Annotated in this window: 14 protein-coding genes; 7 read left to right on the top strand and 7 right to left on the bottom strand. The window is 57.8% G+C overall.

Annotated elements, in window-relative coordinates; all coding sequences use genetic code 11:
* Positions 1-26: 26 nt before the first annotated feature.
* From C2U68_RS01475 to C2U68_RS01460, 4 genes are read right to left on the bottom strand one after another with little or no spacing between them, the layout of a single operon-like run.
* Complete coding sequence (locus C2U68_RS01475; RefSeq protein ID WP_140910737.1) at positions 27-650, bottom strand: hypothetical protein; 624 nt, start codon at positions 648-650, stop codon at positions 27-29.
* Complete coding sequence (locus C2U68_RS01470) at positions 647-1,036, bottom strand: copper resistance protein CopC (RefSeq protein WP_140910736.1); 390 nt, start codon at positions 1,034-1,036, stop codon at positions 647-649. Before C2U68_RS01470 ends, C2U68_RS01475 begins: the two co-directional genes overlap by 4 nt.
* A gap of 9 nt (positions 1,037-1,045) precedes the next feature.
* On the bottom strand, positions 1,046-1,456 hold the full coding sequence (locus C2U68_RS01465; protein ID WP_140910735.1) for a hypothetical protein: 411 nt from the start codon (positions 1,454-1,456) through the stop codon (positions 1,046-1,048).
* Between the two features lie 14 nt (positions 1,457-1,470).
* The gene (locus tag C2U68_RS01460) at positions 1,471-2,049 is read right to left on the bottom strand and encodes a hypothetical protein (protein WP_140910734.1); all 579 of its coding nucleotides are present in this window, start codon (positions 2,047-2,049) and stop codon (positions 1,471-1,473) included.
* A 137-nt stretch (positions 2,050-2,186) separates the two neighbouring features.
* Here C2U68_RS01460 and nikR point away from each other — a divergent pair, with 137 nt between their 5' ends.
* The 5 genes from nikR (at position 2,187) to C2U68_RS01435 (ending at position 9,256) form a co-directional block, all read left to right on the top strand.
* Positions 2,187-2,654 (top strand): nickel-responsive transcriptional regulator NikR, encoded by a 468-nt coding sequence (nikR, locus tag C2U68_RS01455; protein ID WP_140910733.1) that lies wholly within the window; start codon positions 2,187-2,189, stop codon positions 2,652-2,654.
* A 152-nt stretch (positions 2,655-2,806) separates the two neighbouring features.
* Positions 2,807-4,060: a HupE/UreJ family protein gene (locus tag C2U68_RS01450; RefSeq protein ID WP_140910732.1), complete on the top strand. Its 1,254-nt coding sequence runs from the start codon at positions 2,807-2,809 to the stop codon at positions 4,058-4,060.
* A gap of 8 nt (positions 4,061-4,068) precedes the next feature.
* Positions 4,069-6,291 carry a TonB-dependent receptor gene (locus tag C2U68_RS01445; RefSeq protein WP_260839165.1) on the top strand — a complete coding sequence of 741 codons (2,223 nt, stop codon included), beginning with the start codon at positions 4,069-4,071 and terminating at the stop codon, positions 6,289-6,291.
* 10 nt (positions 6,292-6,301) lie between these two features.
* Positions 6,302-7,399, top strand: coding sequence for a HupE/UreJ family protein (locus tag C2U68_RS01440; protein WP_140910731.1), 1,098 nt, complete (start codon positions 6,302-6,304; stop codon positions 7,397-7,399).
* 1,155 nt (positions 7,400-8,554) lie between these two features.
* Positions 8,555-9,256 carry a Cthe_2314 family HEPN domain-containing protein gene (locus C2U68_RS01435; RefSeq protein WP_140910730.1) on the top strand — a complete coding sequence of 234 codons (702 nt, stop codon included), beginning with the start codon at positions 8,555-8,557 and terminating at the stop codon, positions 9,254-9,256.
* Between the two features lie 400 nt (positions 9,257-9,656).
* Here C2U68_RS01435 and C2U68_RS01430 read toward each other — a convergent pair whose 3' ends face one another.
* The 3 genes from C2U68_RS01430 to C2U68_RS01420 all read right to left on the bottom strand — a co-directional run bounded on the left by C2U68_RS01430 (position 9,657) and on the right by C2U68_RS01420 (position 12,827).
* The gene (locus C2U68_RS01430) at positions 9,657-10,091 is read right to left on the bottom strand and encodes a hypothetical protein (RefSeq protein ID WP_140910729.1); all 435 of its coding nucleotides are present in this window, start codon (positions 10,089-10,091) and stop codon (positions 9,657-9,659) included.
* Positions 10,092-10,269: 178 nt separating this feature from the next.
* The gene (locus tag C2U68_RS01425) at positions 10,270-11,244 is read right to left on the bottom strand and encodes a zinc-dependent alcohol dehydrogenase family protein (protein WP_260839170.1); all 975 of its coding nucleotides are present in this window, start codon (positions 11,242-11,244) and stop codon (positions 10,270-10,272) included.
* A 5-nt stretch (positions 11,245-11,249) separates the two neighbouring features.
* Positions 11,250-12,827, bottom strand: a complete 1,578-nt coding sequence (locus C2U68_RS01420; protein WP_140910727.1) for an AAA family ATPase — start codon at positions 12,825-12,827, stop codon at positions 11,250-11,252.
* 280 nt (positions 12,828-13,107) lie between these two features.
* Between C2U68_RS01420 and C2U68_RS01415 the strand changes: the two genes are divergently transcribed.
* Positions 13,108-13,935 (top strand): undecaprenyl-diphosphate phosphatase, encoded by an 828-nt coding sequence (locus tag C2U68_RS01415; protein ID WP_140910726.1) that lies wholly within the window; start codon positions 13,108-13,110, stop codon positions 13,933-13,935.
* A 61-nt stretch (positions 13,936-13,996) separates the two neighbouring features.
* Positions 13,997-14,971, top strand: coding sequence for a calcium/sodium antiporter (locus tag C2U68_RS01410; protein WP_140910725.1), 975 nt, complete (start codon positions 13,997-13,999; stop codon positions 14,969-14,971).
* Position 14,972: the final 1 nt, after the last annotated feature.

Genomic DNA, 14,972 nt, shown 5'->3' with positions numbered 1-14,972 from the left:
GCTATTCGCGCAGCATCGGCGACAGCTTACGACGGGCTGCCGTCGGTGCGCGGCTTTAGCAGCCGCGGGATGTAGTAGGCGGCCAACGCCAGGCAAAGGCCCAGCACGCCGAACACCACGCCCAGCCCTTTGGCGCTGCCGGCATTGGCTGCCGACGGCGGCGGCGCCATCGCTACCGTCAACGGCATATGCAAGGCGCTGGTTTCCGGCGGCGTGTGCAAATCGGAGTCCTGCACCGACAGCACGGCTTGGTATTTGCCGGCGGTTTTGAAATCCACGCTGGCCGTCAATACGCCTTGCTTGACCACGGCCATCGGCACTTCGGCGATGACTTGACCGTCCTCGCGCAAAATCTTCAGGCCGACCGGTTTTTTCCGCACATCCAGGTCCAGCAGGTCTACCGCGATTTGGGTTTTGCCGACCCGCGGCAGATCGACGCATTCGGCCTGCGGTATGGATTTATCGTCCTTGGCCTGGTTCGGGTCGAGTTGATAGGCGGAAAAATTGACCACGTAATAGTCGTTGGTCAGCATGCAACCGTACAGGTCGTAATTGCCGTCGGCGCCTTTGCGGTTGCCGCCCAGCGGTACCGACGCCTGCGCTTGGCCGAGGGCGGTAGCGGCCAGGATCAAAACAGATAACATTTTCATGGCTTGGCCTCCGGACTCGCCGCTGCGGCGACGACGGTAAACTTGGAGATGCCGCTGACCACCAGCCCGTCCTCGGTAATCACCCGATAGCGGACGGCGTAAGGGCCGGGCGGCAGGGCTTGGGTGGTTGCGGTTAGTCGGTGGCGTTCGCCCAACACCAGACGGGTGTCGCCGTTGTCGACCCGTTTGCCGTGGGCATCGACCACGACGACCGACGGCGAGCGTTCGCCGACATTGCCGCTGAACCAGAATTTGACGGTGCCATCGAAATTGCTCACTTCGGCGTCGTTTTTCGGCTCCGATTTCAGCAAAACGCCTTCCGCCAGAGCGTTGGGGCCCGCCAAAACCAGCCATATCGGGACGAGTAGATCTAACAACTTGGGCATGGCTTATCCTCAGGGCAGGCCAAAAAAGCCGGCGATGAACAACACCAGCGGATCGGACAAGGGGTGAAAGAAACCCAGCGTAATGACGGCCAGACTGATGACGAAAATCCGGGTCCAGATCGTCAAATCCAGATCCTGTTTGCGCCACATCAGGTGGAATGCCAACCAACTCAACAGCCAGACGCCGATGGCCAGGGTTTCCTTGCCGGTGTAAGAGCCGATGCTGCCGTCCGGCCCCTTGCCTTGCGAGCCGGGAATCCAGTAACCGTAGCTATGCACCAGCTTGTCCAGGCCGGGCGACAGCCGGGAAATATGGTGGCTGACCATCAAGGTCAAAAACGCTAGCAGTAACGCCAGGCTGGCCGCCACGACCGGGCCGGACCTTAGCGCTTGAATATTCGATTCGGATTGTTGTTGCATCAGCCGTTCCCGGTTCAAACGAAGCGCAGTTTGGCCAGTACCAGGCCGACGACGAAACCGAGCATCAGAAAACTCCACGACACCAGAATCGTGATGCCGACGAAGCGGCACAGGTCGCGCCGGGTCTGCATCGGCAAGCCGTAGTAATACAGCAGCACGGTGGCGGACAGCATTAACGGGAACGGAAACAACGAGACGAATTCCTTGAATTCCATCAGCACGTTGTGGATTGCCGGCACCCGCTCCAAGATCCAGTCGCGAGGGCCGTCCTGGCCGCGGTAACGCATGTAGATCCAGTTACCGCTGATCGCGCCGGCCAAGTTCAGCAGGGTGGCTACCAGTAGCCAGCGGCGCAACGACTCCAGATTGACGTGCATGCCTTTGATCAACGGTAAGGCCCTATGCGTCAAATAAGTACCGACGACCACCGCCAGAATAGCGCTGAGGCCGTGGATGCCGGCCTTGACGCTGTAGGCGCTGGGAAACCAGAAATTGGCGAGCGGTAAGCAGAGTAAAAGGGCCAGCGCAATCCCCACTTGCGTGCGAATCACGATTTTGCCGAAATTGTCATGTGTGTAATGTCCTGTGGACATTCAGCCTCTCCCTAAGAATCGCGGCCGGTAACCCCGGCTCTTTTCATGAATAACCCGCTTTGCCGCTGGCGCGGTGCGGGTTCCGCTTGCGCTATAATCGCCGGCTCCTATAACGACTATAAGAACAGGAGCTTGCTGTGGAACGTTTTACTATCTCTCTCAGCGACGAGCTGGCGGCGGAATTCGACCAATGGATCGCCGCCCGCGGCTATTCCAACCGCTCCGAAGCCGTCCGCGACCTGTTGCGCAAGGAAATCGAGACCAAACGGCTGAAACAGGATCAAGCCATCTACAGCATCGCCACGCTGTCCTATGTTTACAACCACCACGAACGCAACCTGGCGGAGCGCCTGACCGGCCACCAGCACGACGCCCACGACCTGGTGGTATCGTCGATGCACGTGCATCTGGATCACGACGACTGCCTGGAAACCTTGTTTCTGCGCGGGCTGACCGCGCGCATCCGCGGGTTTGCCGACAAGCTGTCCGCCGAAACCGGCGTCCGCCATGCCGCGCTTAATCTGGTACCGGTCAAGTTGGCTACTGTCAGCCACCAGCACGACCACCACGGCCATAGCCATTCGCATATTCATCCGCATAGCTGAGCCGGTTCGAAACCGCTGCTGCGGGGCATAATAAGACATTTTATTTATTATTCATAATTTTTAAAAATGTGATATGTATCGTATGATTCCTGGCCTATTCGTCTTAACTGGCATTTGATTTGAATTTTGCAGGCTGTTCGCGTCGGTAAACCATGAAATTGCGCCGTTCCCGCTCCCCATCCGAAGTGTTGCCCGCTTGGCTGCGGCTGCTCGGCTTCGGTTTGCCGTTACTGGCGGTGGCGGTCTGGTTCGGTGCGCAATTTTTCGGGTTGGACGCGCTGGGCTGGAACAACGGCTTCAACCACCCGCTGGCCGGGTGGGACCATTTGCTGGCGATGCTGGCGGTCGGAATTTGGGCCGCGCAATTGCGCGGTCATGCCGTCTGGATGCTGCCGCTGGCCTTCGTCGGCGTGATGAGTCTGGGCGGTTTGGCCGGCGCCGCCGGGATCACGATACCCAGCGTCGAAGGCATCATTCTGTTGTCTTGCGCGGTATTCGCTTTGCTGATCACGCGCAAGATTCGCTTCAGCGGCAAAATCAACGTGCTGATCGTCGCCTTCTTCGCCTTTTTCCACGGCTTTGCCCACGGCCAGGAAATTTCCACCTCCGCCAGTCTGATTTCTTACACGCTGGGCTTTATGCTGGCGACCTTGCTGCTGCACGGTGCCGGAATTTTGGTCGCCAAGTTGGTGGTGCTGGCCGCGACTTTTCTATTGACCGCGATGTTTTCGCAGTCGGTATGGGCCAAAGCCGGCCCGACCGAAACGGCCGAGCCTGCCGCTTCGACACATTTGCAGGCGGATGCGGGGTTTTACTCCGCCAATTTGGCCGGCTACGGGGGTGACTGGGACTTGGCTGGCGAGAATTCTCATAGCGCGGCGGCGAACAGTAGCGCCAAAGCCGCTCTAGCCAAACCGCCCGCCGGGTTTGCGGGCGCTGGAGCCGAATCGGTTGCGGCGTGCGTATTGCCGGTGCTTGATTGCTTTGCTGTGGCGCTGGCCGATATGGCCCGCAATTGCCTGAGCGGTTTTAAACAGCGCTTTCCGGATATCAACCAGACACCGGGCACCCAGCTGCTCAGCAGCGGTGTCGGCCGCACCTCGCCGCCGCTATCCGTGTCCGCAAGCCCCGCCCCGATTTCTTTAGCGTTTCGCTCCACCCCTTCCGTATCCGCTGAATCCATTCAGCAAATCCGCGCCGAATCTTTTGGCGCCGCTCCCGACACCCGAATTTTTTACCGCCTGCACGCGACCGCCTTTTGCGCCGCCGGCAACGGCTTGGCCCGGTACTGTCTTGGCGCCGGCCGTTCCCGCTCGTTTGCCGCGAGCAAAACCGCTTTCCACATCCAATCCGGCTCGAGACCGGTGTTCATAACAACCACGACCGCAACGATATTCGCACTATGAGGAAGAATATGTACCCACTACGCCTGTCCCGGCGCGCCGCGCTGTTTCCCAAAACACTAATGGCCGTCGGCCTGGAAATCGCCCTTGGTCTGGCCGGGGCCGACGTGTTGGCCGAGCCGGCGCCGGATACGGCGGATACGATCGCCGTCGCCGCTGCCGAAGAGGCGAAGCCGGCAGCCAAAACCGTCAAAAAAGCCAAAAAAGCGGAAAAGTCGGAAGAGTTGGAAGCGGTGCAAGTCGAGGAAGACGGCCGCGGCAAAAATCTGATCGGCATCGCGCCGTCGGCCTCGCAAGGCGAAGTCAGCCAGAAGCAATTCGAACATCGGCCGTTCTCGCGTAACGGCGAGCTGATCGAAGTCGTGCCTGGCGCCATCGCCACCCAGCACAGCGGCTCCGGCAAGGCCAACCAATACTTCCTGCGCGGTTTCAATCTGGATCACGGTACCGACTTCACCACCTTCGTCGACGGCATTCCGATGAACATGACCACCCACGCCCACGGCCAGGGTTACATGGACATCAACAGCATCATTCCGGAGCTGGTCAAGAAAGTCGAATACGGCAAAGGCCCCTATTACGCCGAGGTCGGCGACTTTGCCGCCGCCGGTTACGCCAAAATGTTCACGATGGACAAACTGGATCAGGGCATTTTGAAATTCACCGCCGGTTCGTTCGATTATTACCGGACTTTGGTCGCCAACTCGATGAAAGTCGGCGACGGCGATTTGCTCTATGCCGGCGAATTCAATCTGTACGACGGCGTCTGGCAAGTGCCGGAAGACTCGAAGAAATTCAACGGCCAGTTGCGTTACACCCTGGGCGGCGACGATTGGGGCATGTCGATCAACGGTAAGGCCTATACCAACAGTTGGACGGCGACCAACCAGATTCCGCAAGCGGCGATCGACAACGGCAGTCTCGGGCTTTACGGCAGTATGGACCCGACCGACGGCGGCGAAACCAACCGATACAGTGCCTCCGCCAGTTTCTGGAATCAGGGCGGTAACTGGAAAAACGACGCCAATATCTATGCCTTGTATACCGACCTGAACCTGTTTTCCAATTTCAGCGGTTTTACCCGCGGTGCCGGCGGCGACCAGATATTGCAATCCGAGCGTCGGGTGCAGACCGGCGGCCATTTCGAACACACCCGCTACAACAAATTGTTCGGCTTCGAAATGGATAACAGCGTCGGTCTGCAATTCCGCAACGACCAGATCATGGATTTGGGCTTGTACGAAACCGAAGCCCGTCAAATCGTCAATACCGTCAGTCGCCACAATGTCGGCGTCACCACGGTCGGCACGTACTTCAAAAACACCACGCACTGGCACGATAAAGTCCGCACCATTGCCGGTTTGCGCGGCGACTTTATCAACAATGACGTCGAGGTCGCCGCCACCGGTAGCGGCCTGGCATCGACGATTGCGGCCAACTCGGGCAGTCGCGGCAAGGTTATGGTCAGCCCGAAAATCAGCTTGGTCTTGGGGCCCTGGTACGACACCGAGTTTTTCTTTAACGCCGGTTACGGTTACCACTCCAACGATGCCCGCGGCACGACCCTGCAAGTTAATCCAACCGATGGCAGTCCGGTCGACTCGGCCGCCGCCCGCATTCGTCCCGCCGCCTGGTCGCGCGGCGGTGAGGCCGGTATTCGCAGCAACTATGTGCCGGGCCTGAACAGCACCTTCGCCTTGTGGTGGCTGGAATCCAGCCAGGAACTGGTGTTCGTCGGCGACGCCGGCACCACGGAAGCCACCGGCAAATCGCACCGTTACGGCGTCGAATTGACCAACTACTACAAACCGTTCGATTGGCTGACGCTGGATGCCGACTTTGCGTTGACCACCGCCAAATATGCCGACAACAATCTGTATATCCCGAACTCGGTCGGCCGGGTGGTTTCCACCGGCGCCACGATCGAAGCGCCGAACGGCTTGTTCGGCTCGATTCGCTTGCGGCATTTCGGCCGGGTCTATCTGGACCGCGATCCGGACACTAACGTCGATTACTGGTCCGGCGATACCAACATCGTCAACCTCAGCGCCGGTTACAAGCAGAAACGCTACAAATTCGAGATCGATGTGTTCAACATCCTCGGCTCACAAAGCAACGACATCGCCTATGCCTATGAATCTTCATATCCGAACGGTTCGCCCAACCAATTCGGCATCCTGAAGCATCCGGTCGAACCGCGCATGTTCCGCGGCACCATTACCATCAATTTCTGAGGTGAGCGGCATGACAATTCGACTTCCGGCTTTCGGGCTGGCGTTGTTACTGCTGGGGTTGATAGCCGGTCGGGCGGACGCCCATCCGCCCGGACTCAGCTCGCTGGATCTGGTCCTGAAACCGGACCATGTCGAGGCCACCGCAACCTTTGCGTTGCAGGATATCGAAGCCTTCGTAGCGATGGATAGCGATCTGGACGCCGAAGTCAGCGATGCCGAACGCGAAGTGGCCAAGCCCGCCATCGCCAAACTGTTGGCGGAACAGTTGCGTATCGCGGTTGACGGCGTCGAAGTGCAGAGTCAGCCCGGCCCGGTCAGTTACGACGGCAAGAACAATGCCCAGGTCGAGTTGCAGTATCCGCTGGCGGTGCAACGCCAGTTGCGAGTGCAATCCGGATTTCTGGCATTGCTGCCGGACGGCCACCAGCAGTACTTGACGGTACGCGATGCCGCCGGGAAGTCGCTGGCCGAAAAGATGCTGGGTCGCAACGACGACCAATGCCTCCTGACACTCGCCGCCGTCGCGGACTCGGCAGCCCCCCAAGCTGCGTTCGCGGCGTTCGGCGACTTTTTTAAGTTGGGTATCGAGCACATCCTGACCGGCTACGACCACCTGCTGTTCCTGTTCGCATTATTGGCGGTGACGCATAGTTTGTGGCCGGCGTTGAAGATCATCACTTTCTTTACCATCGCCCATTCCATCACCCTGGCCTGCGCCGGATTGCGGCTGGTCGAACTGCCGGCCAGTTTCGTCGAACCCTTCATCGCCGCGACGATTATCTACGTCGGCATCGAGAACATTGTCCGTGGCGACCAGCCCAAGGGCCGGCACTGGCTGACCTTCGGTTTCGGGCTGATCCACGGCTTCGGCTTTGCCGGGGTGTTGCAGGAAATGAACATCTCGGCGGCCGACACCGGGATTTTGTTGCCGCTGCTGGCGTTCAACTTAGGCATAGAAAGCGGACAGATTGCCGTCGCGGCGCTGGTGCTGCCGTTGATCTGGTGGCTGAACAATCAGGTCGCAACGGCCAGCCGGTTTTTGAAGGGCGGCTCGGTTGCGGTCAGTGTGATGGGCGCCTTCTGGCTGGTGGAGCGGACCCTGTTGTAAATACAACCGAACGGCGGATTTACGGACCTGCCTCGATACTCCGGTTAAATCCGCCGGTAGCAATTCCAAGCCAAAATAGTTTTTCCGAGTCGAGGCGGGTTATTGCTGTCAATGTCAGAAGACGACTGCACTACTTGGGTGGGTGGGTTGCTCATGGCTGGTGATTTTGGAGTCGGAATGATTGGCGGCTTTGATCGGAATCGGCGCAGTGCTAGCGTAGAAAAACCATCCCCTCCCGTATACCTCGCGATTAATTTCTATAAATCGCGTATTTCCCCTGACCGGCCACCGAGCATGCCGGTAGTGAATTAGGGCTTTTGGGCGCAGCGAACTGGCCTAATCGACTCGTTGCTGTCTACCGCTTAATCTGATTCAATGTCGGCTATCCGATAGTTGCCGGTCAAATCAATTGATCTGCGGTGATATACAGAAGGGAAATTCATATGCGGAACAATAAATTATCGTTTCGAAGATCATTTTTCGGTAGTTATACGGAAACCATCTGATTACTAATTAGTAGACCTATTGGGAGCTAAGAATGACGCTTCATTTCGAACGAGTACTCTTCGTCGTAGCACCTCGCGATTCGGGCAAGAGCACAGCCTTACGTTCTCTGTTCCAGGATCGACGCCTTGGTACAAGTGGAGAAGTTCCGAGTTCAGATCAACGTCGCTTGAATGAGGACTATTGGCTGAGCAACGAGCGGCGACTGTACTTGCGCCTTACTTCACCTCACGAGTCAAACGAATCAATGGATGAGTTCCTTGAGAAGTCTCGTCAGAAGATGCCTTCTGGCCGGTGGTGCATGGCCGCACCATTGCAGCCAGACGCCTACAAGCAAATGCCGGATGTAGTGGCATCAGTTCGCGGCTTTGTTGCCGCGTTTAGACCGGAGCGGACTCGGGTTGCCTTTCTGTCCCCCACCCGGCACGGAGTCGAGGTGCCTGACTTCGTTCCCGGTAGGGATCTCCGTGATGAGCTCCATTTACTTGGCGGTGTTGAGGTCTTATGTTTGGACGGCCGCCGCCGGGGAGTGAATGGACTCACTCTCGCCGACTTCTTCGATTTCAGTTGAAGAGGCCTAACCAGTCGCTCAAGCCGACTCAGGTCGGCAAGCCGCTGCTAGTGGATCATCTTCAACGTTAGTTTGACAACATGAAGACCTCAGGTTTTGTTGAACACCCGGCACTTACGCCATTATTGCCACTCATGCAAAGCTACATGCTAAAAGGTTTGGCTGCGCAGAAAGAGGGAACAATCAATTTTGAGGCTAGTGTGCTTGAAATCTACGCAGCAAGTGTTCTAGAAAAGGTTGGCGAGATTGATAACGCCGTTGCATCTATTCGTCTTGCGATGAACTTTATTCTTGATTTGGATGTGACTGCAGACGTAACGTCAAACGTATATCGGTACCACTATGAGAACTACATATTCAGGAGTGTCGGCATTGCCGACCGGGCACATAGGCTCGTGGGCGCATCTCTGAAGTTGAATGCTGCAAAGTACGAAAGCTCTGGTGGCATTAAATACGTACAGGCGCATGTAAAGTCCGATCACCCTGAAATCTATACCGCACTCACAGCCGTCTCGGATGCGGCAAAACCCAACAAATCGCTACGCAATGAAATTATCCACTCCACTGCATTTTCAAATAGAGAACTAGGGCTGTTTTCTGCAATTGAAGTTATTGGCCTTGACGTGCAGTCTGATATTGACGTTAAGGAATTGAAGTTGGACTATTTCTCAGAGGGCGGAGCCCAAATTGCAGTAAACCTCTCAGAGGTCATCACATCCGTACGTGTCTTGCTCGATTCTCTTGCTAAAACCTATGAAACAGTAAAACGGGGTCAGGTCTAGCTTAGTAGCATTGGTTGCACTACGACCATATTCTGTTCATGGCCCGACGGATCAAAATCGAATTCTCAGGCGCGCTTTATCATGTGACTTCCCGCGGTGCGGCGTATAACGGTTGGCGTAAGGCGGTGCCGAATTATCGAAGGGTTTTTATACAAGGCGGGTGTTATGCTTCACAGTGAATTTGCCGGAACGCCGTCGTAGTTTTTTCGGTCAACAACCTTTTGGATCGGGAATATTCGGCATTTTTCCTGCAAGCGGGGCGGACGGTTTATGGCGAGATTTCTTATAGCTTCTGAGCGTTGGCGCCAGCAGAGCCAGTGCTTGATCGCATAAAAAAGCCCGCCAGGCTCCCGAGCCTGGCGGGCTTTTTGTTGGTGCTGTCCGGTTTTGCTTATGCGGCTCAGTCGGTCAGGCCGCCGATGCCTTCCACCGACCAGTTTTCGAAGTCGGCGGCGCCTGAGGTGTCGTCGCCTTTTTCGTATTGGATACGGCAGGCGTAGTGGCGCAATGTAGCCGGACTGTCCTTGCCGCTGATTTCTACGTCGGCATTGACGATGTATTCGTAATTACCCAAGCTCCAGGCGTTGGTCGGCTGCGCGGCGAAAGTCAGGTTTTGGCCTTCTTCCGCGTTTTGCTTGATGTGGGTGTTGCAGTGGCCGAAGGCCATAGCGGTCATGTCGGTGCTGATCGCCATGGGATTGGCAACGTCTTTGCTCTCGACCAAAAACAGGTCGGATGCGGCGATGTCGTACATGAAGGGCAGGAAAAACTTGATTTGGATGGCAAGCAGACCGGCCAAGCAAACGGCGAATATTATAATTTTCTTTTTATTCATGGCTTAGGGTGGTGTTTTTTAGGGTGTTTTTTCTTTGAATCGGCAGCGATTCTAACAAAGATCGCCTGGGCTAGGAAATGCCGGCCCTCGAAAGCTAATTTACCTCGATTTGGCCGATGTCCAAGCGGTAGCGGCAAGAAAATCCTTTTGTCGTCAAGCGGATAAATGCGGCCTGATTTTAGGGGATCAAAACCGCCGCGCCCTGGATTCGGCCGTTTTTCAATTGCGCCAGGGCCAGGTTGGCCTCGGCCAACGCAAAAGTTTGGACGTGGGTTTTGAGCGGTGCTTGCGCGGCTATCGCCAGAAAGGCTTCGCCGTCCTGGCGGGTCAGGTTGGCGACCGAACGTAGCGTGCGTTCGCCCCACAAGATCGAGTAGGGAAAGGCCGGAATCTCGCTCATATGGATGCCGGCACAAACCACGGTTCCGCCTTTCACGACCTGCCGTAGCGCTTCCGGTACCAACGATCCGACCGGTGCGAACAGGATTGCCGCATCCATCGCGTGCGGCGGCGGCTGGGTCGAATCGCCGGCCCACTCGGCGCCGAGTTGCCGGGCAAAATCCTGGCCGGCGCAGTCGCCGGGTTTGGTGAAGGCGAATACGCGCCGTCCCTGCCAGACGGCGACCTGGGCAATGAGGTGGGCGGCGGCGCCGAAGCCGTATATGCCAAGGGATGCGGCATCGCCGGCGGCGACCAGCGAGCGGTAGCCGATCAGGCCGGCGCAGAGCAGCGGGGCGGCTTCGCTGTCGCCGTATTTCTGCGGCAGCGCGAAACAGTAATCCTGTTCGGCGACCGCGTATTCGGCATAGCCGCCATCCAAGGTGTAGCCGGTGAAGCCGGGGGCTTCGCACAGATTTTCCCGCCGGCTCAGGCAATACCGGCATGTGCCGCAGGTATGGCCCAGCCACGGCACGCCGACGCGCTGACCGACGCCGAAACGGTCTGCCCCGGAGCCTTTGGCAATCACTTCGCCGACGATTTCGTGGCCGGGAATCAATGGTAATTTGGGTCGGTCCAGTTCGCCGTCGGCTATGTGCAGATCGGTGCGGCAGACGCCACAGGCGCGGACTTTCAATAACACTTGAGTGGCCGCCGGAACCGGCAAATCAATATCGGTCAGGCGCAGCGGGGTGTCGGCACGCTCCAGAATCATCGCTTTCACGGTTCAGCCCTCAATCCGGCCAGTTCGGCCAATTGCCGCCGGAATTCACTATTAACCTCCGCTGCTGGCCGGTCGGCATTGTTATCGAACACTACGCTACCGGCGGTTTCGTCGGCCTGTAAGGCTTCCAGGTTCCGGCGGGCGTGCTCCAGTACTTCCAGGCCGGCTTCCGACGCATCGTTGCCGGCGGTCTGCCGCTCGATTATCCGCAGGTGCAAGGTAGCAGGCTCGGCCTCAACCGAGACCAAAACAAATCCGGCGCCGAACTGTGCCGCCAGCTCCCGAAACGGCCGGCGTTGATCGTATTGCAGAAACGCGGCATCGACGATCACGCCGAAACCGGCGGCCAGCAAATTCCGGCTCAGTTCAAGCAGCCGATCATAGGTTTGCCGGCTGGCATCGGCCCGGTAAATACCGCCGCCGGTCGCGGACCGGCTGGACGCCAGCGGCTGCAGGCCGAACAGGCGTTTGCGCTCGACGTCGGAGCGGAGCCGGATCAAGCGGTATCGCTGCGATAACCATTGGGCGACGCGGCTTTTGCCGCTGCCGGGCAGGCCGTGCATCACAATCAGCGCCGGTTTGCGTTGCGTCAGGCAGCTGCTCGCCAGTTCCAGGTAGGCCAGACACTCGCGTTTGGCGGCCGGGTCGCCGCTCTGCGCCAAACGAAAGCCGGCGACTTTGGCCCGCACCGTCGCCCGGTAACTCAGGTAAAACCGCAGTAGGCCCAGGCCGGCATAATCGCCGTTGTGTTCCAGATAAGCGTTCAGAAAGCGGTAGGCCAGATCGCCGCGGCCGCGCTGCAATAGGTCCATCACCAGGAAGGCGGCGTCGTTGATCGGGTCGATCCAGCGTAGTTCCGGCGCAAATTCGATGCCGTCGAAGGGTACCGGCCGCTGGCGTAACAGCACGATATTGCCCAGATGCAGATCGCCGTGGCATTCGCGAATGCGGCCTTGTTGGCGCCGCTCGCCGATCAGGGCCGCACCGGCAGCGTATTCGGTTTCGCAGGCGGTTTCCAAGCGGTCGAGCATCTGCCAATCCGTCGTTTCGAGCAGCGACCGCAATTGCTGAAAATTTTGTCTGACCGGGGCCATCACCGTGGCCGGCGTACCGTAAACCGAATCGGCTGTTGCCGGGGGAAGTGCGGCGTGAAACGCGGAGAGGCTTTGAGCCAGGCGGTCGAGATGTTCCGGCGCCAGCGCTTGGCGGCAGAACAGGTGGTCCAGGGTTTTACCCACCGCAAAACGACGCATTTTTACCGCATATTCGATGGCCGGTTCGCGGCCGATTTCCGGTTGTTGGGCGCTGCCGCCGATGGCAACCGTTGCCAGATAAAGAGAAGGCGCCAGACGCCGGTTCAGTCGCAGTTCTTCGTCGCAGAAAAATCGCCGTTTGGGCAGGTCGCTGAAATCCAGGAATCCCAGATCGACCGGCTTTTTGATTTTATAAGCATAACGGCCGGCCAGCAGCACCCAGGAAATGTGGGTTTCGAGGACCTCGACCTTGCGGACCGGATGCGGGTAGCGTGCCGGATCGCACAGGGCCCGGATCAGCTGCGGATATTGCGTGGTCATGGCTGGCACTCTCCCGGCGTTACAGCGGTTTGCGGCCGATTCTGACAGATCGGCGGAATCCCGGCAAAACCGATTTGGCGGTGCGATCAGGGCGCCGCCGGGGCCGATTTTGTGCGCGAATTGCTTGAACTACTGCGGCTAAAGTTACGGGATAATTGAGTTTTCGAATATAATTCCGCCCCGTTTACGTGGCTTTTGATGCGGCCGTAACGGCTTTGTTCGGGCGCATCGTCGGTCGACCCCAACCACCGTGCCGGCTGGCACTCAGCGCTGACTTAATATGGATATCTCAATACTCGTCAAATCCCTGATCCTCGGCATTGTCGAAGGGTTAACCGAATTCCTGCCCATTTCCAGCACCGGCCACTTGATTCTAGCCGGCGATTTGCTGAATTTTAACGACGACAAAGCCAAGCTGTTCACCATCGTGATTCAGGTTGGCGCGATCCTGGCCATTTGTTGGGAGTATCGGGCCAAGATCGGTTCGGTACTTAGCGGCCTGGCTACTGAGCGGCAGGCGCAAAAGTTCGTGTTGAATCTGGCCATCGCCTTCGTGCCGTTGGCCGCGCTGGGTCTGTTGTTCGGCAAATTCCTGAAGGCGACGCTGTTCAAACCGGTGCCGGTGGCGTTGGCCTTCATCGTCGGCGCCTTCATCATCATCTGGGCCGAAAAGCGCGAGCACAAAGTCCGGGTCGAATCCGTCGACGATTTGTCGGCGCTGGATGCGTTGAAGTTGGGGATTGCCCAGGCTTTCGCGCTGATTCCGGGCATGTCGCGCTCCGGCTCGACCATTATCGGCGGCTTGCTGTTCGGCTTGTCGCGCAAGGCTGCCACCGAGTTTTCGTTCTTCCTGGCGATTCCGACGCTGGTGGTGGCCAGCGCCTACGACTTATATAAACACCGCGGTTTGCTGCAAGCCGATAACGACGTGTTGTCGTTTGCGATCGGTCTGGCCGCCGCTTTCGTCAGCGCGTTGGTGGCGGTGAAGGGCTTGCTGCGTTACATCAGCCACCACGATTTCATTATTTTCGCCTGGTACCGGATTGTGTTCGGTATCGTCGTGTTGGCAACGGCCTACAGCGGTCTGGTGCAGTGGACCGTTGATTGAGGTTTTCCGCCACGCTTGCGGCGGGTTTGGTTTTTTGATCTTTAACATTGAAGGGTAGGTTATGGCGTTGCCGTTGTTGATGATAGTCATCGGTCTGGTGGTATTGGTCTGGAGTGCCGATATTTTTGTGGAAGGCGCCGCGGCGATCGCGCGTTTTCTGGGCATGTCGCCGCTATTGATCGGTATGGTGGTCATCGGTTTCGGCACCTCGGCGCCGGAATTGACGGTGTCGGCCTTATCGGCCTGGCAAGGCAATCCGGGTATCGCTTTGGGTAACGCCTACGGTTCCAACATTACCAATATCGCTTTGATCCTGGGTACGGTGGCCTTGATCAGCCCTATCGTGGTTCACTCGCAAATCATCAAGAAAGAATTGCCGGTATTGATGGGCGTGACGGTATTCGCCTTCGGCCAGCTCTACGACGGTAGTTTGTCGCGGACCGATGCCATTCTGGAATTGACGGTTTTCGTTGGGGTAATGACCTGGATGGTGCGTCAGGGCCTGAAGCAGAAGGTTGACGTGTTGGCCGACGAAGTGGCGGAAGAGTTGGCAGAGCACACTATGTCGTTTGCCCAGGCCACGATCTGGGTGGTTAGCGGCTTATTGCTGCTGATGATCAGTTCCCGGCTGTTGGTGTGGGGGGCGGTGACGATTGCCCAGAATCTGGGCGTCAGCGATTTGATCATCGGCTTGACCGTCGTCGCGATCGGCACCTCGCTGCCGGAATTGGCCTCATCGATAGCCGCGGCCCGTAAAGGCGAACACGATCTGGCCCTGGGTAATATCATCGGTTCCAATCTGTTCAATACCTTGGCCGTGGTCGGCTTGGCCGGCGTGATCCATCCGATGTCGATTCCGGTCGAAATCGTCAACCGCGATTGGCCGCTGATGGCCTTGCTGACCGCGTCGCTGTTTGCGCTGGGTTATGCCGGCAAGCGCGAGCAGGGCCGGATCAACCGTGTCGAAGGCGGCGTGCTGTTGGCGGTTTACGCGGCTTACACGCTTTATTTGATCGACACCGTGGTGAGTGCGTAAC

This window comes from Methylomonas koyamae, from assembly GCF_006483455.1.
Classification (GTDB): Bacteria; Pseudomonadota; Gammaproteobacteria; order Methylococcales; family Methylomonadaceae; genus Methylomonas; species Methylomonas koyamae_B.
This window is presented reverse-complemented; position numbering and strand designations above follow the sequence as displayed.